The organism is Paraburkholderia sp. LEh10, assembly GCF_017814945.1.
In the GTDB taxonomy this organism is placed as follows: domain Bacteria; phylum Pseudomonadota; class Gammaproteobacteria; order Burkholderiales; family Burkholderiaceae; genus Paraburkholderia.
Genome location: NZ_JAGIPX010000086.1, coordinates 1 through 22,906 on the forward strand (window position 1 = coordinate 1; position 22,906 = coordinate 22,906).

A 22,906-nucleotide genomic window follows, 5' to 3' on the forward strand; every position below is an offset into this window, starting at 1 on the left:
TCTGTCTTCATCCTCGCGCGTGGCGCCGCCGCACTATGACGCCGCCGTTTATTGTCGGTTTTCAACCGCCGTTCACAACCGGGAATGCCGGCGCCCCGGCGCAGCACAGCGGCCACAAACCGCATCGACTGTGCAAAAATCCGTTCAACGCCCCTCGAAGTGTTGCCCCGACCGCTTATGGAAACCCTCGACCTTGAACCGCAGGTACTGGCGAATCACCGCGGCGTGGCGTTTGGCCTTGTGCACCAGAACAGCACGGTTGAATGCGTGATCACGATCGCGACGCTGGAAGCGTACTTCTGGCTCGAACCCCGGGCCAGTGATGCCCGGATCCTGAAGACCTTCCGCGACGGATACGGTCGCATCCGGGCGATCGCCGAACGCAAACTGCTCGCCCATCCGGCCGCGCGCCTCGAACTGACGCGGGACGATTTCGCGCGCCCCTGACGGCTCAGAGCGACGCCTGGCCAGCCGCTCGACGACAATCTGCACAAACGGGCCTGTATTGCGGCCAGAAGGTCCGCATGTCCTGGTGACATCATGTCAGTCCTCTAAGTTTCAACGACGATGACGCCCGCGCCGGGAGGCTCTGCTATCTCGTCGGCGGCGAACTCGTGGCCATGGCGAAAACGGGAGACTGGCTCAAGACGGTTCACCTGGTCGAATTCGCTCGCATCTGGATGAGTGCCAATAGCGCACGATGTGAATGGCGGGGACGTCTCGCAATTGTTCGCGCGGCGGCCGACCTGGCGCCCCTGTTCACCGACTCGCGAGATTCATGACATGTGCGCGCCCCGCATGCGTCACGTGAAGTGATGATCGGTGCTGCTTTTTGAAAAGGCATCATGGCGGGACGCTGGCTTACATGGAGGGAAACATGAGTGACGGAAAGCAGAAGGTCACCGCACACACTCCAGGCAGCCCCGGCCAGTTCAGCATGCTTGCCGGCCTGGTTCGGGATGCAACGGGTGCGGCGTGTGTAGCCATGGTCGTAATCAATGCCGCAGGCAATGGTGAATACTGCGTGGCAGGACCGCTTGAATCGCAGCTGCTGATGCCCGATCTGCTTGAGCAGGCAGCGCGTGAGTTGCGAACGCAACTGGCAGGGTCGGTCCAGTGACCGGCTCCGTGCGCATGAGCAATGGTTCAGGCAGCGTTGACGGCGTCCTTGAACCCCTTGCCAGCCGTGAACTTCACGGTCTTTGCCGCCGGGATCGTGATGGCCTCGCCCGTCGACAGATTGCGACCCGTGCGTTCGGCGCGGGCGCCCGTTGAAAACGATCCAAAGCCGATCAGCTGAACGGTATCGCCACGCGTAACGGCGGCCGTCACCGCCTCGAGGATGGCGTCAATGGCTTCGCCTGTGCTGGCCTTGCTTTCACCCGTGCCGGCAGCGACCGCATCGATGAGTTCATGTTTGTTCATGTATGCGCTCCGTCTGATAAAAGTGCCCGCGCATCGCGGGACAGGACACTTACCCTATCGCAGCTGTACCGCATCCGGCAACCCGCGAGGCTTCAGAAAGATATTGCCGCGTTTTCTGCGCCTTGCGTACCCTTCCTTGCAAACGATCCAGTGGCCACTCCTTGTCGGCGGGGTTTGGCGAAGCCGGGCAAGCATGGATGAATCCCGGACCGTTAGTTGCGCACAACACAATCTGAATCGTTGAATACGCACGACGGCAGCGATATGCTTCGCACCTCGGGAATGGTGAAGAAAAAGACGTATCGAAGGGAAACGAAACAATGCGATTGCGACGCATCACCGCGCGATGTTCCTCCGTGCATGGCAAGGGACTTTTTGCGCTACAGCCCATTGCCGCAGGCGAGCGGCTCATCGAGTACAAGGGTGAAGTGACCAGCTGGCGGCGGGCGGCCGCACGCCAGCGATCGGAGGCCGGCCATACGTTCGTGTTCGGTCTGTCTGACGGCCGCGTCATCGACGGCAGTCGCGGCGGGAACAGCGCCCGCTTCCTGAACCATGCGTGTACACCCAACTGCGAGGCAATCGAGACGGGCGATCGCGTCTTCATCCATGCACTCACTGGCATCAAGCCTGGCGAAGAACTTTTCATTGACTACAGTCTCGCGATCGACGGCGAGATGACCGAGGATATCCGTGTCCAGTACGCGTGTCATTGCGGCGATCCCGTCTGCCGTGGATCGATGCTTGGCAGTGCATTGATCGCCACGTAAGTGCGGCGTCGCCCGTACGCATATCCCTGACTGCATGGCGATCGCTGGACCTATGTTTGCCGGCAGTACCTGTTTTCGCCTGCCCGCGCATCTTGTAGCGGCCCTCGGTGAACTTTGCGCTCCCAGCCGACGCTCGCCTGGGCAGGTACCATCGGTTGTCGTCAAATCGGCAACGGTCGGTATGGGGCGTCGAGCAGCCGCTCGGTATCTCGATTCAATGACAAAACATCGGCCAAAACCGACGATCGACGGTCACCCGCTGCGCGGCGGCTGAAGGTCGCTTCACTGACATTCGCAAACCCGTGCCGACGAACGTCTCCTCTCTCTATCGACGAATGAGTCTTCACGACCCTCACCGGTCATTGATTCTGGCGCAGGTGAATTGGCTGCTTCCAAGGGTACAACAGTCATTCACCCGCCCGTCGGGGCGATTCTCGAGGAAGCACGGCCGCACGTGCCTCGTCTTCAGAAAAAGCCGATGTGACCAGTTAGCGAGCCCGGGCATGCCCCAGGAATTCGAGGATCAGCTCGTTGACCTTATTTGCGTCTTCTTCTGCGGCGCTGTGACCTACTCCAGGCAGCAGCAGCTTCTTCCATAGCCCGGGAAGGTGCGCTTCGAGCTGATCATAAAGACCACGAATCGCGACAGGTTCGATGGAAGGATCGGCGGCACCACCGATGAAAAGGCTCGGTTGGCGCACGACAGCGCCATCGAGAAAGGCGGTGATCTCCCAGTTCCGGTCGCGGCAGCGGTAGTAGTTCAGGGCGCCGGTGAAACCGGTACGCGTGTATTCGTCGACGTAGTGGTCAATTGCCCGTGGGCAAAGCCACGAGGGGAAGTCCCTGGGGTCGGTAAAGGCGTTGAGAATCGGTTCGCCAGGTTCGATGAACAGCCGCCACCCCTCAGTTCCGACAGCGCTGCCGGAGACCGAATAGAAGATGCTACGCAGCGTCTTGCGGGTATCGCTGGCCAGTTCGCGATCCGGCTTGCCGCGTTCCTGAAAGTAAAGGTGGTGATAGACCTTGCCTTTGGCCATCTCCCGCAAGCCGACAGTGGGCCTGACCTTGCCGCGCGGCGGCACTGGCGTGTTGAGCATCACGAGGGCCCGGAACAAATCCGGTCGCAGCATGGTGGCCGCCTGAGCCACCCAGGCTCCCAGGTCATGCCCCACGATCACCGCCGACGTCTCACCCAGCGCCTTCATCAGTCGACCATGTCGCCGGCCGCCTGGCTCATATCATGGGCTTCGACAGCTTCGGGGCGATCTGTTCGCCCGAATCCTCGTTGATCGGGCGCAACCACCCGAAAGCCGGCGGCAGCCAGGGCTGGAATCTGGCGCCTCCACATGTACCAAAGATAGGGAAAGCCGTGGAGCAGGATCACAAGGGGGCCCTGGCTTCCTCTACATAGTGCATCCGGATGCCATTGACGTCGGCAAATCGGTGGCTGAACGCGTCGGGGTCGTCAACGTCAGTTCTGCCACAGGGACAGGGGAGCGGCTCAATTCCATCGCGGGCCTCTGCTGCCCACCGGCAAGATCACTCACCGCGACCTGAGCGGATTGAGGCATAGGCAGGCGCATCAGGCGAATCCAGCAAGCTGTCCGGCGCAGGAAGCGTCGATACACCTTGCGCGATCGCCGCCGCCTCCTGGGCTTGTAGCGCACGCTGATAGGAGTCGCGTTTTTGCAGGCTTTCCCAGTAGGCCGCCACCGCAGGTGTGAACCGCGACGCTAGCCCCAGATGTTGCGCGAGCATCAGCGCGTATCCCACCGAGACATCGGCCGCCGTAAAGCGGCCGGCGCAAAGGTACGCATGTTCCCTGAGCACCGGTTCCAACGTGCGCAGCCTCGCGAGAAACCAACGGGCATAGTCATTTGCCACCACCGGTTGCCGCCGGTCTTCAGTCTCGAAGCGGGCATAGCGCAGCACGAGCGTCTGCGGGAAGGTGAGCGTCGCCTCGCCGAAATGAAGATAGTTGAGGTATGCGCCGAACCCGTCTTCCCCTGGCTCAATCTGCAAAGGTGTAGGCGCATTGACCGCGCAAAGGTACTCACAGATCGCGGAAGACTCCGTCATGCGTGTCTCGCCGTCGATCATCAACGGAATCGTCCCCAGCGGATTGACATCGAGGTACGTTCGCTCCAGCACGCGGGGAGGAAATGGAAGCATCACCAGTTCATACGGGACGCCGAGTTCCTCCATCATCCAGAGGGGGCGGAAGGAACGTGCGCTCATGCAGTGATAGAGGGTAATCATCGCGGTACCTGAGGTTGCGGGGACCGATAGCGACCGACTGGCCGCGCCCCCGCAGAATGACCAACACCATCGCGCCAGCGGATGCCAACGCATTGATAGAACATACCAGTTTCGGCTTCGCTCGCCTGTCGTTCGTCAACAGCTGTCGGTGCAACGGTTACGAACGGTCAAAAACCTGCCACGCATCGGGCTTCGCTACCGTGAGGTGCATGACTTCCAGAATTGGTTGAGGATTCCAGGCCACGCAAGCGCGGCGCCTCCCGCACATATGCATCGAGATTCGCCACCTTTCCTTCCCGATTCTCTTCTCTCAGAACTGATCTTCGTTCATCGCCAGCACACCTTCACGGCTGCACGCGCCCATGGCGGAACCGCGCCCGGAAATTCTGAACTCTCTGGACAGTTCGGTCGTCTATGTGGCGAGCCTGCCAATTAGACCCAACATGCCCATCACCCTGGGTGGTGAGATCACTCAATACAGTGAGTCACCGTGAGCGGACTGCCTGGGTCGGCCCGCGCGATTCCAGCGCTGCACTCCCGCGAAGACGATGCGGGAGGCCGCCTGCGGCTGCCAACGCTTACCCGTAAGTGTAGACACCCTGGCCGGTCTTACGACCGAACCGGCCCGCGGCGACCAGTTCTCGTAGTAATGGACATGCGCGGTACTTCGGATCGCCGAAGTCCTTCAGATAAACGTCCATGACGGACAGCAAGACGTCCAGGCCCAACATATCAGCCAATGCGAGCGGGCCAATCGGGTGATTGGCTCCCAGCCGCATTCCCGCATCAATTTCCTCCGCAGTTGCGGTGCCCTCGGCCAGAACGAAGAACGCTTCATTGATCATCGGCACGAGAATGCGGTTGACTGCGAATCCCGGTGAATTCTTGACAATGATGGGTGATTTGCCGAGGCGCACGGTCATCTCGCGTATCGCTTCGACAGTCTGGTCACTCGTGGCGATACCGCGGATGATCTCGACGAGCGGCATTAGCGGCACCGGATTGAAGAAGTGCATGCCAATGAACCGCGAGGGGGCGGCAAGCGTGCCACCTAGCGCGGTGATCGAGATGGATGATGTGTTCGTCGCGATGATCGCGTCGGACCGAACCACCGACTCGACCTGCTTAAGGATACGGACCTTCAGGTCGTTGCTTTCCGTGGCGGACTCGATAACGAGATCGACGTCGGCAAGCCGCTGATAGTCAGTCGAAGTTTCGATCCGGGCGAGCGCGGCTGCGCGCGCATCCGCGTTGAGTTTGCCTTTGGCGACGAGGCGTTCGACGCTGTTGCTCAGCGTCGCGACGCCCTTGGCGAGGGCAGCATCGGTCACGTCGATCATGATCACCTTAAGACCGGAGAGGGCAACGGTCTGGGCGATACCATTGCCCATCGCACCGGCGCCTATAACACCTACAAGTTCGATATTCACTTCCACTTTTCTCACTGAAGGTTTTCAAAAATGGCTGCGATGCCCTGGCCACCGCCGATGCACAGCGTGACAAGAGCGTACCGGCCACCGACGCGCTTGAGTTCGTACAGGGCCTTGACAGTGATCAGGGCACCCGTCGCGCCAATCGGGTGACCCAGGGAAATGCCGGAGCCGTTCGGATTGACCCTGGCAGGATCGAGCTGAAGCTCCTGCGTAACGGCGCACGCCTGCGCGGCAAACGCTTCATTGGCCTCGATCACGTCGAGGTCGCTGATGCGAAGGCCGGCTCGCTCAAGGACCATTCGGGTTGCGGGCACCGGACCAATACCCATGTAGCGAGGGTCAACGCCTGCGTGTGCGTACGACACGAGCCGGGCCATCGGCTTGATCCCGTGCCGTTCCGCAGCTTGCCGCTCCATCATCAGAATGGCGGCGGCGGCGTCGTTGACACCCGACGCGTTGCCCGCCGTGACAGTGCCGTTTTCCTTCTGGAAGAGGACGCATCGCAGCCATCCCGGCGGGATCGACGTCCGTACGTACGTGCTCGTCAGTGTCGAACACGACTTCCTTGCCTTTGACGTTTCGTGTAATTGGGAGGATCTGCTCCCTGAACCGTCCTTCTGCAATCGCTGTCGCCGCACGTCGATGCGACTCGATCGCAAGCGCATCCTGCTGCTCGCGCGAGATGCCAAATTTGTGAGCGACATTTTCCGCGGTGACACCCATTGGAACCGTTTGGAACGGGTCGTTCAGCGCGCCGAGCATCATATCGATCAGACGGCTGTCGCCCATGCGCGCTCCAAATCGCGCGTCGGTGCTGATATAGGGCGCGCGGCTCATGTTCTCGGCGCCACCACCGATCGCGACCTCGGCGTCACCCAGCAGGATGGTTTGAGCCGCTGAAATGATGGCCTGCAGGCCGGATCCGCACAGCCGGTTGACGGTGAGGGCGGGAGTTGCTTCCGCCACGCCGCCGTCGAGGGCAGCGACGCGCGCCAGATAGAGATCCTTCGGTTCGGTAGCGATGACGTTGCCGAACACCACATGGCCGACCTGCGCGCCCACGACGCCGGCGCGCGCGAGTACTTCCCGCACGACAAGCGCACCGAGTTCCGTGGTCGGGACATCTTTCAGGCTGCCGCCGAACTTTCCGATTGCGGTGCGCACACCGCTGACAACAACGACATCTTTCTGCATCAAAACCTCCTTGAAACCGGTGATATTTGTGAACATGCCGTACGGCATGTCGGCCACTTCCGCGGTGGTGGCACTGAAGGTTATCCCGTCTTACCAGGCATTCAGGAGACCGGCCGACATAGCCATCTGATCGTTGCCGGAGATGACTGCCATTGGATCTGATATGCCGGATCGCGCATTCGTCTGCGACGCCCTTCGGCGAGATCCTCAGGAATTGGGAGCGCTAGAGCCATGGGGCAGTTGTCGACCATGAAACCGTCAGTCGAACATCCTCTGCAAATGGCGCTGTTAAATGAACTGCAGATCTCGAGCGTGTGACGATCAGGAGCGCCCATAAGGTGTGGCGGCCCCATTCAGAAGCTGGATGCCGCCGCACCAATGGAGCGGTGAGCCAACCTACTGGCCGCCGAATGGTTTCTGCACGGTCAGCCTGTTGGTCACGGACGTCACGCCGGGAACGCCTCGGGCGATCTCGGCGACCTTGTCGATCTGCGAGGCATCCACGACTGTGCCGTCGAGCGTCACCGCGCCGCTCTTCGCTACGACGCTGATATCGCCGGCATTGATCTCCTTATGCTTCACGATGGCAGCGTAGACCGTCCTGCGCAGCGCACGGTTGGCCTTGCGGATGTCTTTGGCAGTCATGCCGCCGGAGGCGGCGACTGCGGTGCCGTTCGAAGCGGCGCTGGCTTCGCCTGGGGGCTGCGCCCAGGCATGAACGGATGCCAGCGCAATCAGTGCGGCACCAGCGATTCCGAATGCCCTTGTTCTAGTCATGAAATGCTCCAGTTGTTGGGTGGAAGGGATCAGAAGCTGTGGCGGATGCCAATCATCGCCGCGGTGGTCGACCTGCCTTCCGGAACGGGCGCACCGTAGACGATCGTCTGGCTCATGTTGCCGTGGTTGTCGACGTACCCGACCTGCGCGTAGGCGAGCGTGCGCTTGGACACGCTGTATTCGGCGCCCAGCGCGTATTCGGCCGAGTGATTGGCCCCGACGTTCCGGTCATGCAGGTAATAGAAGCCTGATGTGACCTTGAAGAGTGGGGTGAACCTGTAGCCAAGCCCCCCGGAGTACATCTCCAGGTTGAACCCTCTGGGCGCGCTCGAATTTGCGGGATTCCGGGCGCGGCTGTAGGACGACGACACGGAGAGCGAGTGGAACGTGTATTCCGCACCCACGTAGTAGAACTGGTTGTTGTTCAGGCCCGTCGACGGCGCAGTGACGATTCCAGTGGCGGTCGTCGTGAACGGGTTGGAATCGTGTCCGTTGTAGTACACGGCCGCGAGGTTCAGGCCGTAGTTCGAGTATTGCAGCACGGCCGACTCGCGCGTGCCGCCCTGGAATTGTCCGGGGACGCCGCCCGGCGCGTACTCGAGCGCGAGCGATGCGCCATAGAACTTCGGCGACCGGTAGACGATCGCGTTGTCGTCATACAGCGCGCCGACCGAGCCGTTCGTGCTCGTGCCCTGCCAGAACGCGGCCTGGTTCAGGCCGAGCCACCCGGTCAGGATACTGCCGAAGTATTGGGCGTTACGCACGTCGGTGTCGGCCATTGCGTAGATCATCGGCACGATCTGCCGACCCAGGTCGAGGGAGCCGTACGGACTCGAAACGCCCACCGTCGTCTGCTGGGTGAACATCGACGTGGCGGTCGGCGTATCGGCCAGGCCGCTTCTTCCGGTGCCGCTGTTGAACGCGCCTTGCAGCTTGAAGTTGACCTTGAAGCCGCCGCCAATGTCCTCGGAGCCTTTCAGGCCAAAGACGCTCGCATAGATGCCGCCGTCCTTATACTGGAAGACGTGCCCGAGATTCACCCTGGACTGGAAGTTCGCTGCGTTTGCGCTCTGATAGAGGAAACCGGAATCCAGGACGCCATAGAGCGTGACTGACGATTGTGCATGTGCCGCACTGGCGAACACGACAAGCGCTGCAGCGCCACTCCACTTCAATTTCATTTTGTCTCCTCATTTGATTAGGGGTACCGAAAAATACGGCAGGTGTACGGCAATTGCTTCAATAACACTGGGGCCGGTGGCTTATGCAGGCCGAATATCGTCGCGACTGCCCGAAAATGGGCGCCGCCCTGCAGGACTACCGACTCAGCGGCCTGGCATGGACCACTGGTCGTCCGGATCGGTCTGCAAGATCAGCACACCTCCGACCTCGCGTACGGGAAACCTCTGCAGGCGCAGCGCGCCCGCCGTATCGTCGTCGTACTTCGCCAGATCGAACCGCAGACCATGAGCGGGACACCGCAATACCGTTCCGTCGATGCAGCCGCTCGCCAGGGACGCCCCGTTGTGGGGGCAGGAATTCTCAATGGCGTGGATCGTTCCTCCGACGTTGAAGAGGACGACGCTCTTGCCCCCGACGAAGACGAGCTTGCGTTGGCCCGGGGAAAGCTCAGTTGCCAACGCGACCGGCACCAGATTTGAGCTACCGGCAGAGTGAAATTCACAAGTCATGTTCTGTCGATGGAAATGAGGCCGGCTGAACCGGGCACCCGTCCCGTAAAGATCATCTTTCACGGGTGCTGCCCGGGTCCGACATACCGGTCAGCACTGCTCACGCAGCAGCTTCTTGTTGATCTTGCCGACGCTCGTTTTGGGAATTTCCTCGACGAAAGCGATGCGATCCGGGTCAGGAACCGCGTACTTGCTGATTCGCTTTGCATCCACATGCTGCATCAGCCGTTCACGAATCGCCTCAACGCAAACGCCCGCGTCCGTCTCGCAAACGACGAACGCCATCGGCCGTTCTCCCCACTTCTCATCACGCACGCCGACCACAGCACATTCCTGCACGCCGGCCACGCCCGTGATCAGGCTCTCGACCTCGATCGACGACACCCATTCGCCGCCCGTCTTGATCACATCCTTGATGCGGTCGACGATCTGGATAAACCCGTCGGGCGTCATGACGGCAATGTCCTGCGTGTGGAGATAGCCTCCGGCCCAAAGCTCTTCGGACGCCACTGGCTTGCCGACGTAGGTCTTCGTGAGGAACGGTGAGCGCAGAACAATTTCGCCTTGCTGCTTGCCATCGCGCGCGACGTCTTTCATGTTCCCATCGACGACCCGGAAGTCGACAAACGGCACCGGGCGGCCGGTCGCGCAGCGCATCCGCACTTCTTCCTGGCGGTCCTTCGGTACGTATCCAGGCGGCAGTTGCGCCATGGAGACGATGGGGCCCGTCTCCGACATGCCATAGGCTGTAAAGACATCCATGCCGCGGTCGAGCGCAGCCTCACATAGCGCGGGCGACAAGGCGGAGCCACCAATCATGAGCTTCCAGCCCGTCAGGTCCTGCCCGTGCGCGTCCGCTGCCTGGAGCACCATCTTGAGGATGGTTGGCACGCAATGGGAGAAGGTGACCTTTTCCGACTGGCGCAGGCCGACCAGGCGCTCGGGGATATAACGTCCGGGCAGCACGGTCTTGAGCCCCAGCATAACCGCGATATACGGCATGCCCCAGGCGAGCACGTGGAACATCGGCGTGATCGGCATGTAGACGTCCTCCCGATGCAGCCGCTGGCCTTCGCGGGGTGCGCACAGGCTCATGGCTGTCCCCATGGCGTGCAGGACGATGTCGCGGTGGCTGTACGCGACGCCCTTGGGATCGCCGGTTGTGCCCGTCGTGTAAAAGGTCGCGGCGCGCGTCCTTTCGTCAAAGTCGGGGAATTCGAAATCCGCCGAAGCGCGCGCCATCAGTTCCTCGTACTCGCCGGCGACCGGCAGTGTCATCGTCGGCACGGATTCACCGTCGGCAAGCACCACCGCCTGGCGCACGAACTTCAACTCTGCCTTGATCTCCTCGAGCACCGGGACGAAGTCCGCATGCACCAGTACGACCTCGGCGCGGGAGTCGTTCAGCGTATAGAGGATCTGTTGCGCCGACAGCCGCACATTGACCGTGAAGAGCGTCGCACCCATCATCGGGATCGCGAAATAGCTTTCCAGGTAGCGGTGGCTGTCCCAGTCCATCACGGCTACGGTAGAGCCGTGCCGGACATCCAGCCCGTGCAGCAGGGACGCGAGCTGTCCGACGCGCTCGCGAAACTGCCGGAAGCTGTAACGCAATTCGCCGCGATAGGTGATTTCCTGGTCGCCATGGATGCTCAGTGCGTTCAGGAGCAGCTGCTTGACGAGCAGCGGGTAGGTATAGGCCGACGGCGTCGGCGTGATCAGGCTGTCTTGCATGGCAGGGCTCAGAACGGTTTGCTTCCAATGATTCCCGCGCGCTCCATCTTGCGATGGCTCGGCGGATAGTCCATGACGGCGTAGTGCTGCGTCGCGCTGTTGTCCCAGATCGCGATGCTGTTGGGCTTCCAGCGCCAGCGCACCTGGTACTCGGGGATCGCAGCCTGGCTGATCAGGTAGCGCAGCAGGTCCGCGGCACCGGGGTTGGCATCGGCGCCGTAGCGCACGCGTTCCGGGGTGTGGAAGTTGGTGAAGTGGGTCGTGAAGACGTTGACGTAGAGGATCTTTTCACCTGTCTCTGGGTGCGTGCGAACCACGGGATGCTCGGCGTCGGGATACTGTGCCTTGAGGGCCAGCCGCTTCTCGATCGGCATGATGGCGCCGAACACCGCCTCGATGCTGTGACGCGCACGCAGGTCGGCGATCTCCGTCTTGACGTGTTCCGGGAGTTTTTCGTAGGCCAGCACCATGTTGGCCCACGTGGTGTCTCCCCCGACGGGCGGACACTCAACGCAGCGCAACACCGCCCCAAACGGCGGGGCCTCGCGCCAGGTCGCGTCGGAATGCCAGGCGTTTTCATAGCGGTCATTTGGCTGCTCGGGGGTGCGGTAGATCCGCACGAGGCCGGGATGCTCGGGGTCGCTGCCTGCCACCGGATGGCCCTCCAGATCGCCGAAGCGCCGGGCGAATGCCACATGCTCTGCCCGGCTGATTTCCTGGTCACGCAGGAACAGTACGCGATGCTTGAGCAGCGCGGCGCGGATCTCCGTGAACAGGCCGTCGTCGTGAACGGCGTCGGCCAGCCTGACGCCCGTCAGTTCGGCGCCAAGGGCGCAAGTCAGTTGCTCGATTTGCATGATGATGTCCTTGCAGCAGCGATCTTCAGATCACGAAGACCGAGGAGCCGGTCGTCTTGCGTGACTCCAGATCGCGATGGGCCTGTGCGGCATCCTCCAGGGCGTAGCGCTGGTTAATCTCGATCCGGATGCGGCCCGATGCGACGTGGCCGAACAGCTCGCCGGCCAGTTCAGCCTTCTCCGCAGGATCGGCGATGTAGTCGGCCAGCGCCGGACGGGTCAGGTACGGCGAGCCCTTGAGGGCAAGGATGTGCGGATTGAACGGCGGGATCGGACCCGACGCGGTCCCGACGCAGACGATCAGGCCCCGGCGCTTGACCGAGTCGAGCGAGGCCTCGAAGGTGTCCTTGCCGACGCTGTCAATCACCACGTTGACGCCGACGCCATCGGTCAGCTCGCGCACCCGCGCGGCGACATTCTCATGGCTGTAGTTGATGATGTGATCGCAGCCATGGGCGCGTGCAACCTCGGCCTTGGCTTCGCTGGAAACCGTGCCGATCACCGTCAGCCCGAGCAGCTTCGCCCACTGCGACACGATCAGCCCCACGCCACCGGCTGCCGCATGCAGCAGGATGGAGTCGCCTTCCTTGTAGGCGTAAATCCGGCGCATCAGGTACGCCGAGGTGAGGCCGCGCATCGTCATGGCTGCGGCCGTATCACAGGCAATGCCATCGGGCAGTCTGATGAGCGGAGCGGCGGGAATCAGCCGCTCCGTGCAATATGCGCCGAGTGTGTTTGCCGCGCCCGTATAGGTCACACGATCGCCGACAACAACGTTGGTCACGTCCGGCCCCACTGCCTCCACCACGCCGGCGGCCTCGGTCCCGATGCCCGAGGGCAGCGGCGCCGGATACAGGCCGGTGCGGAAGTAGATATCAGCAAAGTTGAGGCCGACCGCCTCGTGACGCAGCCTGACCTGACCCGGTCCGGGTTCGCCCACCGCCATGTCCTCATAGCGCAGGACTTCGGGGCCACCAGTTTCATAAAAGCGAACAGCTTTTGCCATGCTTTGTCTCCTTCATTCAGTACAGGCGCCAGCCTTGTGCCGGATCGGCACCTCGTGGCAGGCGCGCTAACACGTAACTACCGTCCCATCGCTGTGCGATCGGCGGCAAACTTGACGAACCAGTCGAGGCTTTCAGGGTTCGCCATGGTGTCGGGATTGGCTACCTTGTCCAGCGGCTGTCCCAGCAGCAGCTTCTTGATTGGCAGTTCCATCTTCTTGCCCGACAAGGTGCGCGGAATCGCCGACACCTGGAACACTTCGTTCGGCACATGCCGTGCGGAGAGCGCTACCTTGATGCGCTGGCGAATGGTTTCGGTGAGCGCGGGCGTCAGTTCGACACCCGGCCGCAACACCACGAACAGCGGCATGTAAGACTCACGTCCCAGGTATTCGAGATCCACGACCATGCTGTCCAGCACCTCGGGTAACTCCTCCACGGCCCGGTACAACTCGCTTGTACCCATGCGGATGCCGTAGCGATTGATCGTGGCGTCCGAGCGGCCATAGATGATCGCGCCGCCCCTTGGGGTGATGCGCACCCAGTCTCCATGACGCCAGACTCCTGGATACATGTCGAAGTAGCTGTCGCGGTAGCGCGCGTTGTCCTTGTCGTTCCAGAAGCGCAACGGCATCGACGGCATCGGGGCAGTGCAGACCAGCTCGCCGACCTCATCTATCACCGCCTTTCCCGCATCATCGAAGGCCTCGACGCGCGCGCCCAGGCAGCGGCACTGCATTTCGCCAAGGTAGACGGGCAGCGTGGGCACACCTGAAACAAAGCAGCCGGCGAAGTCAGTGCCACCCGATAGCGCGTTGATCCAGATCGGCCCGACGTGATCGAGGATCCAGCGGTAGCCTTCAGGCGCCAGCGGAGAACCCGTCGAGCCAATAGCGCGCAGCCGCGCAAGGTCGGCGACCTTGCAGGGCTCGATAGCGGATTTTTCACAGGCCTGAAAGTACGCTGCGCCCGCACCGAAAAAGTTCACACCCGCTTCGCCGATGAATCGCCAGAGCGCGTTCATGTCCGGATAGCCGGGATTGCCGTCGAACAGGCATACCGTCGCGCCTGCGAGCAGTCCGCCGACCTGCAGGTTCCACATGATCCAGCCGGTGCTTGCCTGCCAGAAGAATCGGTCACCGGCATGCAGATCCAGATGAAGCGTGGTGAGCTTGACATGCTCGAGAACGATGCCGCCCTGCGAGTGGACGATGGGCTTCGGCAGGCCTGTCGTGCCTGACGAGTAGACAATCCACAGCGGATGGTCGAACGGCACATGCTCGACGTCGAGCGGCGTCGCGTGTTCGGCAATCACGTCGGCCCACGTCACCGCGTTGGAAAGCCCATGGCGATCGTCCTGGCAACGCAACGCCGGAACGACGACGACATGCTCGACGCTCGGCAACTGCTCCAGCAGCGTGCGCAATACCGGCCGGCGATCGAATTCCTTGCCGCCATACCGGTAGCCGTCAACGGCGATCATGACCTTGGGCTCGATCTGGCGGAAGCGATCCAGCACGGCCAGTTCACCCATGTCGGGCGCGCAGGCCGACCAGATCGCGCCGATGCTTGCCACGGCGAGGAACGCAACGATCGCGTGCGGGGTATTGGACAGATAGGCCGCAACCCTGTCGCCCCGAACCACACCCATGCTGCGCAGGGAGGCTGCCAGGCTCGCGACCTGACGTTCCAGTTCGGCCCAGCTCATTTCTCCCGTCTCGCCCGCCTCGTTGCGATAGACAATGGCGGGCCGGCCAGCCGCGGCGTGTCGAAACACCTGTTCGACGTAGTTCATCTGCACGCCCGGGAACCACGCGGCGCCCGGCATCGTGGCTTCAGCCAGTGCGACGCGGGGCCTCTGGACCGACGGAATCGCGGCCCATTCCCACAGCGCCAGCCAGAAGGCATCGATCTCGTCGACTGACCACTGCCACAGGGCGTCGTAGTTCGCAAACGACAGGCCGCGCTCCTGCTCGAGCCATCGCATGAATTGCGTGACGCGGGCGTTGTCGACGACGGATGAGGACGGCGACCAGGCAGGCAATTCAAGTGTCGGCGGCGTCAGCGCACCGTCGTTCAGGGTCGGACTAATGGTAATGCTCATTGCTTGGGTACCGATAAGGGGTGTGTGCTATCAAGGTGTGGCTGCGCGGCTCAGGCGGATACCGCCATCGGCGACCCCGGCGAGGCCGCGGCATCCAGCCGGATATGCTCCAACTTCGCAAGCTCCGTTTCGTACGTGCGCATGGCCAGCAGAAAACACAGGGCGGCGAGCAGACCGAACGCCGGCAGGACCGCAAGCGCCGTTTGCAAGCCCCACGCATCGGACACCAGGCCGCCCACGAAGGGGCCAACGGCAAGGCCGAAGAGATTCTGGAACAGCGACAGCATGGCCGCCCCCGTCGCCCGGACGCCGGGATGAATCACGTTGAACACCACGCTGGCAGTCGGTGCCAGCGTGCACATCATCAGGAATCCGCCCAGGGCAATCACGAGAAACTGCCAACTGGACGCTTCCATCGCGCCGAACGCAGTCGCAAAGACCAGCAAAGTTGCGGCCGACAGAACCGCCATCAGCACGAGCTTGTTGCGCGGCCGGCGAACGGCGAGCCTATCCGCAATCACGCCCCAGGCGACCGAGCCGATGGCGCCGCACAGCACGATCACCGCGGCGTGCATGGCCGCCTTGTCCGGGGCCGCGCCATGGAACCGGTGGAAGTAGCTCGGAAGCCACGACCAGATCATTGAGACGACGACGAGCTGGCAGGCTGCACCGACGCATGTCCACCAGACGGCCGGAGAGCTGGCCAGTGCCGTGGCGATCTGCTTCGCAAAGCCGCCTGCCGTCTGTCGCTTGTGGTCCGTCCGGGGTGCGAGCTTGACTGTCTTGTAATCTGGGACCAGCAGATACAGGAGCGCCAGGACCAGGCCCGGAATGCCGACCACACCGAAGGCGGCCTTCCAGCCCCAGTGAACCGCAACGACGCCACCCAGCATCACGCCGAGCACGGACCCGATCGAGGCCGCTGCGAGGAACGCTCCTATCAGCGTGGCACGCAGGCGCTTGGGAAACAGGCTGACGATCAACGCCCCACCGACCGACCCATATCCCGTTTCACCGGCGCCCACGACGGCCCGCGCCAGGAAGAGCTGACTGTAGTTGCGCGCGAACATGCAGGAAATCGTTGCCACGCTCCACACGGCAGCCATCACGAAGATGCTCTTGACGCGGCTGAAGCGGTCGGCGATCAACGCAACCGGGAGCCCGCCCACCGCGACCACGATGGAAATGATCGAGACAAGGCTACCGAGTTGCATGTCCGACAACCCCCAGTTCGCTTTCAGATAGGGAAACAGGGACACGATCACCTGACGATCGATGTAATCGAACAACATCAGCGCGAAGGTCATCGCGAAGGCGAACCACGCCTGACGCCGATTGACGAGGTAGCCGTCGCCGTCGTCCGAACGCGGCGCGGCGGAATGCAAGTTCATGATTTAGTCTCCGAAGCAGGGCTCTTGCATGGAGAGCCTCTTTTTCTCTGGCGATCTCACAACGAGATCGAAAGTTCGTTGCTTCGCAAGGTCTGCGAAGCAACGGCATACTCGTGTTACGACGAACGATCTGCCTCTCAGGCAGCGCGCAGCGGAACGCCCCTGATCCCCGGCTGGCGGCTGGGCGCCATGCCGTTCGCTGCCAGCGTTTCGTCAACACTGTCGTACCAGGTACCAATGCGGTAGATTTCGCGGGCTTCCTTGCCGGTGGCGATGTCGCGCCCGAGTTCATGGGCGACGCGCACGCACTGCTGGATCTGCTGCACGGAGGTCATGCGCTTGCCGCGTTGATCGGTGAGCGTGTCCTCTGTGCCGACGCGAGGATGGAAGCCCATTGCCATCGACATCATGTTGAGCGGCAGCACGTTGTGCAGAAGAGACTCGGACGTGACGCAGACGCCGTCGGCTGCGCGCTGCAGGAGGTACATAAAGTTGTAGGGATTGGGGCCGTCGGCGCCACCGGCGATGCCGATCCAGGTCAGGTTGACGGGGCCCTTGTAGATGCCGCGGCGGATCATGCGTTCGATCGTGTCGTAGGAGTGAACGCCCGCGAGCTGGAAATGCGGCTGGATACCGGCAGCCTGCAGGCGCCGCAGGTGCTCTTCAACCCAGCCCGGACCTGCCGGGACCGTCATCTCGCGATAGGCTTGCTGCAATGCCGGCTCAGCCAGCGAGGTACCTGCCACTGCCTCCGGCGTCATCAACTCCATGATGTTCATCTGCGTGGTGTTGATCGCAATCGTCACCTGGTCCGGCTTCGGGTCCAGTTCGGCCAGCATGTGGCGGGTGTCGTCGGACAGCCATTTCGCGGCCTGGCCTTCATCTTCCGGTGCGAACGAGATGGAGCCACCGACCTGGATGATCATGTCGGGTACCGCCTCGCGCACGCCGGCGATCAGTTCGTTGAACTTGGACAGGCGCTTCGAGCCTTTGCCATCGAGTTCGCGCACGTGCAGGTGCAGCACCCTTGCTCCGGCTTCGTAGCAGTCAACGGCCTTCTGGATCTGCTCGTCCATGGTTACCGCAATGTCTTCCGGGAAATCGGAAGGCATCCACTCGGGGGCGTAAGGGGCGACAGTGATGACAACCTTCTGCTGGTTTTGGGGGTGAAGCGAGTCGTCGAGGAATTGCATGGATTGGCTCCTGGGTGTTGATCCGATACCGATGTGCGGTTCGGCGTATGTCCACACTGTAGGCCGTCCATGAGATAGACTATTTCGTTCAGGTGCCAGTTATTTTCGTTCTGGTGCCACTCCGTAGAAACCCTCTGTAGAAGCCGTTAGCGGCGCACTCAAAGTGCTGTTATAGGGCACGACCTGCGCATCAAGGAGATCCAGGTGACGGAACCGATGGTCCGTGCGCGAGCGTTGAGCGGCCTCCTGCAGGTGGCCCGGCGGCACGGGCAGGTGCCCCAGCAACTGTTGCGCGAGGTGGGTCTCGATGCCACTGTCCTGGCGAATCTGGACCATCGCATTCCGATCACCGCCGTGTGCCTGCTGCTGGAAAGTGCTTCGTCAAATGCGAAGTGCCCGACGTTCGGCCTGGAGATGGCCGACAGTCGCCAGCCACTCGATTTCGGCATGCTCGAACTATTGCTCTCGCACAAGCGTACCCTGCGTGAGGTCCTGCTGGCGGCGATCCAGTACCGCCATCTGCTCAACGAAGCGCTGGCGATTTACGTGGAAGCTGGCGAAAGTGTGGTTGTGATCCGCGAGGAGATCGTCGCCGAGCAAGGAATTCCGACGCGCCAGGCAACCGAACTCGCCATCGGGGTGCTGGCCCGCACCTGCGTCGCGCTCCTGGGAGAACACTGGCAGCCACGAAGCGTCAACTTCACGCATCCCGCGCCCGCCAGCATGAACTTTTACCGGCGTTTCTTTGGATGCCCGGTGGAATTCGACAGCGACTTCAACGGCATTGTCTGCGCCGCCGAGGATCTCGACCGCCCGAATCCGAATGCGGACCCGGAACTCGTGAGATATGCGGAAAGCCTGGCCAATCCTCTTAATTTTTCGGAGCCGCACTCAATCGTGCTGGAGGTGCGCAAGACCGTCTACGTGCTGCTGCCCATTGAGCAAGCTGCCGTTGATCAGGTCGCACGGCAGCTTCACCTGAGCGTACGCACGATGCAGCGCCAGCTCGATATGGCCGGTACCAATTTCTCAAATCTGGTCGAAGAAGTTCGCAAGGAGCTCGCAGTACGCTACCTGACCAATCGTCGTTACCCGATCGGGCGCGTGGCAACGTTACTCGGCTATTCCAGACAGTCAACGTTCACGCAATGGTTCACGGCGCGGTTTGGCACATCACCTCGTGCGTGGCGGAATGCGCAGATGAAGCAATGACCCATTCCCGCGTGCATGGCCGTTTATTCAGCGTGGTTCCAACATGGGTCGCCGAGGGCTGGCGCACCTGCAGCAATTCGCCGGGCGGTTGAGATGAGGACGTTTCATGCCGTGCCGGCGGCGTTACGAGACTACCCCCGATGATCGCTGTCCGACGTTAGGTGTGGAACGCCTATCGTGATCGCCTGGCCAGATTGGTCAGTAGATGAGCCTGTTTGGACAGCCGATTCTTCGGCCTTCAGCGATACGATGTTCCCAATGGTTGTTCCCGCTGCTGTTCGCAACCGCCGACATGATCAAGCTGTCTTTGAAGCTGGATTGCGCAGTATACGGGACGACGTTGGTCTGAATGTTTTCGCGTAGGAGAGTTTTGTGAGAGTTCTTGTCGCGGTGAAGCGCGTGATTGACTACAACGTGAAGGTCCGCGTGAAGTCGGACAACACGGGCGTCGACATCGCCAATGTGAAGAGGTCGATGAATCCGTTCGACGAAATCGCCGTCGAAGAAGCCGTGCGTCTGAAGGAAGCGGGCGTGGCGACGGAAGTGATCGCCGTATCGGCGGGCGTGGCGCAATGTCAGGAAACGCTGCGCACGGCGCTGGCAATCGGCGCGGACCGCGCGATCCTGATCGAATCGAACGAAGACCTGCAGCCGCTGGCTGTCGCGAAGCTGCTGAAGGCGCTGGTCGACAAGGAACAGCCGCAGCTGGTGATTCTCGGCAAGCAGGCCATCGACGACGATTCGAACCAGACGGGCCAGATGCTGGCCGCGCTGGCGAATCTGCCGCAGGCGACGTTTGCATCGAAGGTTGTCGTCGCTGACGGCAAGGCGACCGTGTCGCGCGAAGTGGATGGCGGCGCGGAAACGATGTCGCTGAAGCTGCCCGCAGTAGTCACAACCGATCTGCGCCTGAACGAGCCGCGCTACGTGACGCTGCCGAACATCATGAAGGCGAAGAAGAAGCCGCTCGAAACCGTGAAGCCCGAAGACCTGGGCGTCGACGTCACGCCTCGTCTGAAGACGCTGAAGGTCAGCGAGCCGCCGAAGCGCTCGGCTGGCGTGAAGGTGGCCGACGTGAAGACGCTGGTCGAGAAGCTCAAGACGGAAGCCAAGGTGCTTTGATTTTTACGGGCACACGGAGACGAATGAAATGACGATTCTGGTAATTGCTGAACACGACAACGCGTCGATCAAGGCTGCAACGCTGAACGCGGTGGCGGCGGCACAGAAGATCGGCGGTGATATCCATGTGCTGGTCGCGGGCCACAATGCGCAGGCTGCAGCCGATGCAGCGGCGAAGATCGCGGGCGTCGCGAAGGTGCTGCTCGCCGACGCGCCGCAACTGGCCGAAGGCCTCGCGGAAAACGTTGAGGCGACGGTGCTGAATATCGCGAAGGACTATTCGCACGTCCTCGCGCCCGCGACCGCTTACGGCAAGAACATCGCGCCGCGCATCGCGGCGAAGCTCGACGTCGCGCAGATCAGCGACATCACGGCTGTCGATTCGGCCGACACGTTCGAGCGCCCGATCTACGCGGGCAACGCCATCGCGATCGTGCAATCGGCTGATCCCATCAAGGTCATCACGGTTCGCGCGACGGGCTTCGACCCGGTTGCAGCCGAAGGCGGCAGCGCATCGGTTGAGAAGATCGAGGCTGCGGCTGATAGCGGTCTCTCGGCGTTCGTGAGCCGCGAAGTGACGAAGCTGGATCGTCCGGAACTGACGTCGGCGAACATCATCGTGTCGGGCGGCCGGGGCCTGGGCAGCGGCGAAAACTACACGAAAGTGCTGGAGCCGCTGGCCGACAAGCTCGGCGCAGCCATGGGCGCCTCGCGCGCAGCCGTCGACGCTGGCTACGTGCCGAACGACTATCAGGTCGGTCAAACCGGCAAGATCGTCGCACCGCAGCTGTATATCGCCGTCGGCATCTCGGGCGCGATCCAGCATCTGGCCGGCATGAAGGACTCGAAGGTGATCGTCGCGATCAACAAGGACGAAGAAGCGCCGATTTTCAGCGTCGCGGATTACGGCCTCGTCGGCGATCTGTTCACGGTCGTGCCGGAGCTGGTAAGCGGCATTTGAAATATTTGTGACTTGCTGATCGCTCTCCCTGATGGAGGAACCGTTGGATCTTTCAAAGCAGATCCGCCAAAGCGCTGCGAATGCGGCCAATGCTGAGGATGCGGATATCTGGCGATGGTTTGCTGGCCTGGTCGAGGAACGTCGAATACGTTGGTGTTGCGCTGAAGGTAGCTGGTTGGTCAGCGTCGATCATCGGCACGTTGCCACGGAAAAAAACTTCGACGAGGCGATTCGTGGCGCCAAGCTGCGCACTCAAAGATGGGGAGACGAAACGGTACGAGGCGACCTTCTACGACGACGCGTCGCGTGAACTGGCTGCGCTTGCTGCCGTGCCTTGTTGCCTATCGAGCCCCTGTCCCGCCGATGTTGCCGCACGCAATCGCGCGTATTCAAGGTGGGATACGCCTGGTGAGCAGATTTGGGGCGGCCAGGTCTGCTCTATACGACCCAATGCTCGTTTCGTGAATGGCCTCAGTGCCGAAGGTCAAGAAGGTGACTTATAGCGGCCTCCTCGATGCCGTTGCCGCACTGTCGGCATTTGTCGATGAAGTACCAGTTGCTCTCGGCGATCGAATGGCCGGTAGCTGAGCGGAGCCGCCGTCTGAATGTCCGAGTGGCACACCGGACGAACGTCCCTTCATGGCCGTTCAGCGCCTGACGGAGTCGGTGAAGGGCCCACTCTGCCGTACGGTCCCGCATAGCCCCAACGGCAGTTCTCAAGAAAACAGGCGCAAGGGCCTGGAAAATCCGTGTCTACTGGCCAAGCATGGTGAGCGCCTCGCGCAACGGCGCAAGCGAGACAGTGATAATCCCGCCGAGCGGTGTGTTCATTTCCAGGATCAGAAATGTTGCGATGGAAGTGGAGACTGCACCGAGAAAAAACGTTGTGGTGACAGCCGTGTTCGGGGACGTGAAGAGCCCAAACGAGCCGAAGATGATGCACAGCCACAACACTAGCGTTATCAGTAGCGGCATGGGGGTTGAGCCTGCTGCTTGTAGCAGCGCAAGCTCTCGCATCGCGAGCCCTTCGCGGGCGATCTGGATGGCACCCCCTGTAGCCGACGTTGCGTTTCGCTATGCGGCGAGAGTTCCGCCGGCCTGTGTTGAATGTCCTCCCCCTGTTTAAGATCCTCGGGACTGCGCATGCTTGCCAACTGATCCGGGTCACCAGAAGTGACCTTCAGCATTCCCCTGGTGGTGAACTGCTTCAGCAAGGTACCGATCTCCTGCGTCTCCGATCTATATTGGGCCAGCGTGCGATCGAGCAGAATGATATTGGTGGCCTCGCGTACGACCGCGGCGTTCGCGGCATCGAACGAATTTTTCGCCGACGAGATCAGCAGTCCCAGCACTAACGCGGCCATCGTGGCTATCAATCCGATCGTCAGCTTGATGACGCTGACCGATTCATCGCTGAGATGGGGCTCTGGCAACAGGGAGTGCAGATACAATCCGAGCAGGGCGCTACTAAATACACATGCAAACACAATGACGGCAATGCCTAGATGATGCACGGTTCGGTTCTCCGGTTCCGTATGTAAGCGTGGATTCGTTCTCTGAATGCCTTGCCACTGCTTTCGCGCGCAGACGCTGATCCGCGATTGCCCTACCTGTTGAGCGCTACCGCTTGCGTCCCGGAACGGGTCCCCGCGCGACAATGGGGTTACGCGATAGCGCATTCCAGGAAACTATTGATATGCGGAACTACGGTTCGGTGCGCCGTGGCCCAGGATGAACGGAAAGCATTGCCTTTCGCGATCTTGAGTGATCTTGAACGAC

The 22,906-nt window shown here is 61.6% G+C and carries 23 protein-coding genes and 1 pseudogene; 7 read left to right on the forward strand and 17 right to left on the reverse strand.

Translation table 11 applies throughout. The features are described 5' to 3' along the window. Positions 1-177 precede the first annotated feature (177 nt). Entirely contained in the window at positions 178-447 is a 270-nt protein-coding gene (locus J8I87_RS38630) for a DUF1488 family protein (protein WP_209937666.1), read from the forward strand. Between the two features lie 430 nt (positions 448-877). Beyond that, positions 878-1,120: a hypothetical protein gene (locus J8I87_RS38635; RefSeq protein WP_209937667.1), complete on the forward strand. Its 243-nt coding sequence runs from the start codon at positions 878-880 to the stop codon at positions 1,118-1,120. 26 nt (positions 1,121-1,146) lie between these two features. Here J8I87_RS38635 and J8I87_RS38640 read toward each other — a convergent pair whose 3' ends face one another. Beyond that, entirely contained in the window at positions 1,147-1,425 is a 279-nt protein-coding gene (locus J8I87_RS38640) for an HU family DNA-binding protein (protein WP_209937668.1), read from the reverse strand. A 320-nt stretch (positions 1,426-1,745) separates the two neighbouring features. Here J8I87_RS38640 and J8I87_RS38645 point away from each other — a divergent pair, with 320 nt between their 5' ends. Beyond that, positions 1,746-2,195, forward strand: coding sequence for an SET domain-containing protein (locus tag J8I87_RS38645; protein WP_209937669.1), 450 nt, complete (start codon positions 1,746-1,748; stop codon positions 2,193-2,195). 488 nt (positions 2,196-2,683) lie between these two features. Here J8I87_RS38645 and J8I87_RS38650 read toward each other — a convergent pair whose 3' ends face one another. The 14 genes and pseudogenes from J8I87_RS38650 to J8I87_RS38710 all read right to left on the reverse strand — a co-directional run bounded on the left by J8I87_RS38650 (position 2,684) and on the right by J8I87_RS38710 (position 17,832). Next, positions 2,684-3,400, reverse strand: coding sequence for an alpha/beta fold hydrolase (locus J8I87_RS38650; RefSeq protein ID WP_280923142.1), 717 nt, complete (start codon positions 3,398-3,400; stop codon positions 2,684-2,686). Next, entirely contained in the window at positions 3,400-3,543 is a 144-nt protein-coding gene (locus J8I87_RS45840; RefSeq protein WP_280923144.1) for an alpha/beta fold hydrolase, read from the reverse strand. The genes J8I87_RS38650 and J8I87_RS45840 overlap by 1 nt, the downstream gene beginning before the upstream one ends. Before the next feature lie 191 nt (positions 3,544-3,734). Continuing rightward, a complete protein-coding gene (locus J8I87_RS38655) occupies positions 3,735-4,454 on the reverse strand; it encodes a glutathione S-transferase family protein (RefSeq protein WP_209937670.1) in 720 nt (239 codons plus the stop codon). 578 nt (positions 4,455-5,032) lie between these two features. Then, positions 5,033-5,884: a 3-hydroxybutyryl-CoA dehydrogenase gene (locus tag J8I87_RS38660; RefSeq protein WP_209937672.1), complete on the reverse strand. Its 852-nt coding sequence runs from the start codon at positions 5,882-5,884 to the stop codon at positions 5,033-5,035. Positions 5,885-5,895: 11 nt separating this feature from the next. Further along, positions 5,896-7,081 (reverse strand): annotated as a pseudogene (gene bktB / locus J8I87_RS38665) (beta-ketothiolase BktB). Between the two features lie 396 nt (positions 7,082-7,477). Then, positions 7,478-7,858 (reverse strand): BON domain-containing protein, encoded by a 381-nt coding sequence (locus tag J8I87_RS38670; RefSeq protein ID WP_209937673.1) that lies wholly within the window; start codon positions 7,856-7,858, stop codon positions 7,478-7,480. 29 nt (positions 7,859-7,887) lie between these two features. Continuing rightward, the gene (locus J8I87_RS38675) at positions 7,888-9,039 is read right to left on the reverse strand and encodes a porin (RefSeq protein WP_209937674.1); all 1,152 of its coding nucleotides are present in this window, start codon (positions 9,037-9,039) and stop codon (positions 7,888-7,890) included. A gap of 144 nt (positions 9,040-9,183) precedes the next feature. Beyond that, positions 9,184-9,549: a Rieske (2Fe-2S) protein gene (locus J8I87_RS38680; protein WP_209937675.1), complete on the reverse strand. Its 366-nt coding sequence runs from the start codon at positions 9,547-9,549 to the stop codon at positions 9,184-9,186. Between the two features lie 90 nt (positions 9,550-9,639). After that, positions 9,640-11,283, reverse strand: coding sequence for a fatty acid--CoA ligase (locus J8I87_RS38685; protein WP_209937676.1), 1,644 nt, complete (start codon positions 11,281-11,283; stop codon positions 9,640-9,642). Positions 11,284-11,291: 8 nt separating this feature from the next. After that, entirely contained in the window at positions 11,292-12,140 is an 849-nt protein-coding gene (locus tag J8I87_RS38690; RefSeq protein ID WP_209937677.1) for a TauD/TfdA dioxygenase family protein, read from the reverse strand. Positions 12,141-12,165: 25 nt separating this feature from the next. After that, the gene (locus J8I87_RS38695) at positions 12,166-13,146 is read right to left on the reverse strand and encodes a quinone oxidoreductase (protein ID WP_209937679.1); all 981 of its coding nucleotides are present in this window, start codon (positions 13,144-13,146) and stop codon (positions 12,166-12,168) included. A gap of 77 nt (positions 13,147-13,223) precedes the next feature. Continuing rightward, positions 13,224-15,248 carry an acetoacetate--CoA ligase gene (locus J8I87_RS38700; RefSeq protein WP_280923143.1) on the reverse strand — a complete coding sequence of 675 codons (2,025 nt, stop codon included), beginning with the start codon at positions 15,246-15,248 and terminating at the stop codon, positions 13,224-13,226. A 50-nt stretch (positions 15,249-15,298) separates the two neighbouring features. Continuing rightward, positions 15,299-16,639 (reverse strand): MFS transporter, encoded by a 1,341-nt coding sequence (locus J8I87_RS38705; protein WP_209937680.1) that lies wholly within the window; start codon positions 16,637-16,639, stop codon positions 15,299-15,301. 137 nt (positions 16,640-16,776) lie between these two features. After that, entirely contained in the window at positions 16,777-17,832 is a 1,056-nt protein-coding gene (locus J8I87_RS38710; RefSeq protein WP_209937681.1) for a 3-keto-5-aminohexanoate cleavage protein, read from the reverse strand. A gap of 216 nt (positions 17,833-18,048) precedes the next feature. Between J8I87_RS38710 and J8I87_RS38715 the strand changes: the two genes are divergently transcribed. From J8I87_RS38715 to J8I87_RS38730, 4 genes are all read left to right on the forward strand, one after another. Next, positions 18,049-19,044 (forward strand): AraC family transcriptional regulator, encoded by a 996-nt coding sequence (locus J8I87_RS38715; RefSeq protein ID WP_209937689.1) that lies wholly within the window; start codon positions 18,049-18,051, stop codon positions 19,042-19,044. 372 nt (positions 19,045-19,416) lie between these two features. Then, positions 19,417-20,166 (forward strand): electron transfer flavoprotein subunit beta/FixA family protein, encoded by a 750-nt coding sequence (locus J8I87_RS38720; RefSeq protein ID WP_209937682.1) that lies wholly within the window; start codon positions 19,417-19,419, stop codon positions 20,164-20,166. Positions 20,167-20,194: 28 nt separating this feature from the next. Further along, positions 20,195-21,127, forward strand: coding sequence for an electron transfer flavoprotein subunit alpha/FixB family protein (locus J8I87_RS38725; protein WP_209937683.1), 933 nt, complete (start codon positions 20,195-20,197; stop codon positions 21,125-21,127). Between the two features lie 43 nt (positions 21,128-21,170). Further along, positions 21,171-21,437, forward strand: a complete 267-nt coding sequence (locus tag J8I87_RS38730; RefSeq protein WP_245254476.1) for a hypothetical protein — start codon at positions 21,171-21,173, stop codon at positions 21,435-21,437. A 443-nt stretch (positions 21,438-21,880) separates the two neighbouring features. Here J8I87_RS38730 and J8I87_RS45275 read toward each other — a convergent pair whose 3' ends face one another. Both J8I87_RS45275 and J8I87_RS38735 read right to left on the reverse strand, forming a co-directional pair. Beyond that, positions 21,881-22,102 (reverse strand): hypothetical protein, encoded by a 222-nt coding sequence (locus J8I87_RS45275; RefSeq protein ID WP_245254477.1) that lies wholly within the window; start codon positions 22,100-22,102, stop codon positions 21,881-21,883. Then, complete coding sequence (locus J8I87_RS38735; protein WP_245254478.1) at positions 22,090-22,641, reverse strand: hypothetical protein; 552 nt, start codon at positions 22,639-22,641, stop codon at positions 22,090-22,092. The genes J8I87_RS45275 and J8I87_RS38735 overlap by 13 nt, the downstream gene beginning before the upstream one ends. Positions 22,642-22,906: the final 265 nt, after the last annotated feature.

Bases quoted from the DNA above. Each gene is read 5' to 3' on its own strand.
- J8I87_RS38630 (WP_209937666.1), top strand. From the start codon at position 178: ATGGAAACCCTCGACCTTGAACCGCAGGTACTGGCGAATCACCGCGGC.
- J8I87_RS38635 (WP_209937667.1), top strand. From the start codon at position 878: ATGAGTGACGGAAAGCAGAAGGTCACCGCACACACTCCAGGCAGCCCC.
- J8I87_RS38640 (WP_209937668.1), bottom strand. From the start codon at position 1,425: ATGAACAAACATGAACTCATCGATGCGGTCGCTGCCGGCACGGGTGAA.
- J8I87_RS38645 (WP_209937669.1), top strand. From the start codon at position 1,746: ATGCGATTGCGACGCATCACCGCGCGATGTTCCTCCGTGCATGGCAAG.
- J8I87_RS38650 (WP_280923142.1), bottom strand. From the start codon at position 3,400: ATGAAGGCGCTGGGTGAGACGTCGGCGGTGATCGTGGGGCATGACCTG.
- J8I87_RS45840 (WP_280923144.1), bottom strand. From the start codon at position 3,543: ATGTGGAGGCGCCAGATTCCAGCCCTGGCTGCCGCCGGCTTTCGGGTG.
- J8I87_RS38655 (WP_209937670.1), bottom strand. From the start codon at position 4,454: ATGATTACCCTCTATCACTGCATGAGCGCACGTTCCTTCCGCCCCCTC.
- J8I87_RS38670 (WP_209937673.1), bottom strand. From the start codon at position 7,858: ATGACTAGAACAAGGGCATTCGGAATCGCTGGTGCCGCACTGATTGCG.
- J8I87_RS38675 (WP_209937674.1), bottom strand. From the start codon at position 9,039: ATGAAATTGAAGTGGAGTGGCGCTGCAGCGCTTGTCGTGTTCGCCAGT.
- J8I87_RS38680 (WP_209937675.1), bottom strand. From the start codon at position 9,549: ATGACTTGTGAATTTCACTCTGCCGGTAGCTCAAATCTGGTGCCGGTC.
- J8I87_RS38685 (WP_209937676.1), bottom strand. From the start codon at position 11,283: ATGCAAGACAGCCTGATCACGCCGACGCCGTCGGCCTATACCTACCCG.
- J8I87_RS38690 (WP_209937677.1), bottom strand. From the start codon at position 12,140: ATGCAAATCGAGCAACTGACTTGCGCCCTTGGCGCCGAACTGACGGGC.
- J8I87_RS38695 (WP_209937679.1), bottom strand. From the start codon at position 13,146: ATGGCAAAAGCTGTTCGCTTTTATGAAACTGGTGGCCCCGAAGTCCTG.
- J8I87_RS38700 (WP_280923143.1), bottom strand. From the start codon at position 15,248: ATGAGCATTACCATTAGTCCGACCCTGAACGACGGTGCGCTGACGCCG.
- J8I87_RS38705 (WP_209937680.1), bottom strand. From the start codon at position 16,639: ATGAACTTGCATTCCGCCGCGCCGCGTTCGGACGACGGCGACGGCTAC.
- J8I87_RS38710 (WP_209937681.1), bottom strand. From the start codon at position 17,832: ATGCAATTCCTCGACGACTCGCTTCACCCCCAAAACCAGCAGAAGGTT.
- J8I87_RS38715 (WP_209937689.1), top strand. From the start codon at position 18,049: ATGGTCCGTGCGCGAGCGTTGAGCGGCCTCCTGCAGGTGGCCCGGCGG.
- J8I87_RS38725 (WP_209937683.1), top strand. From the start codon at position 20,195: ATGACGATTCTGGTAATTGCTGAACACGACAACGCGTCGATCAAGGCT.
- J8I87_RS45275 (WP_245254477.1), bottom strand. From the start codon at position 22,102: ATGCCGCTACTGATAACGCTAGTGTTGTGGCTGTGCATCATCTTCGGC.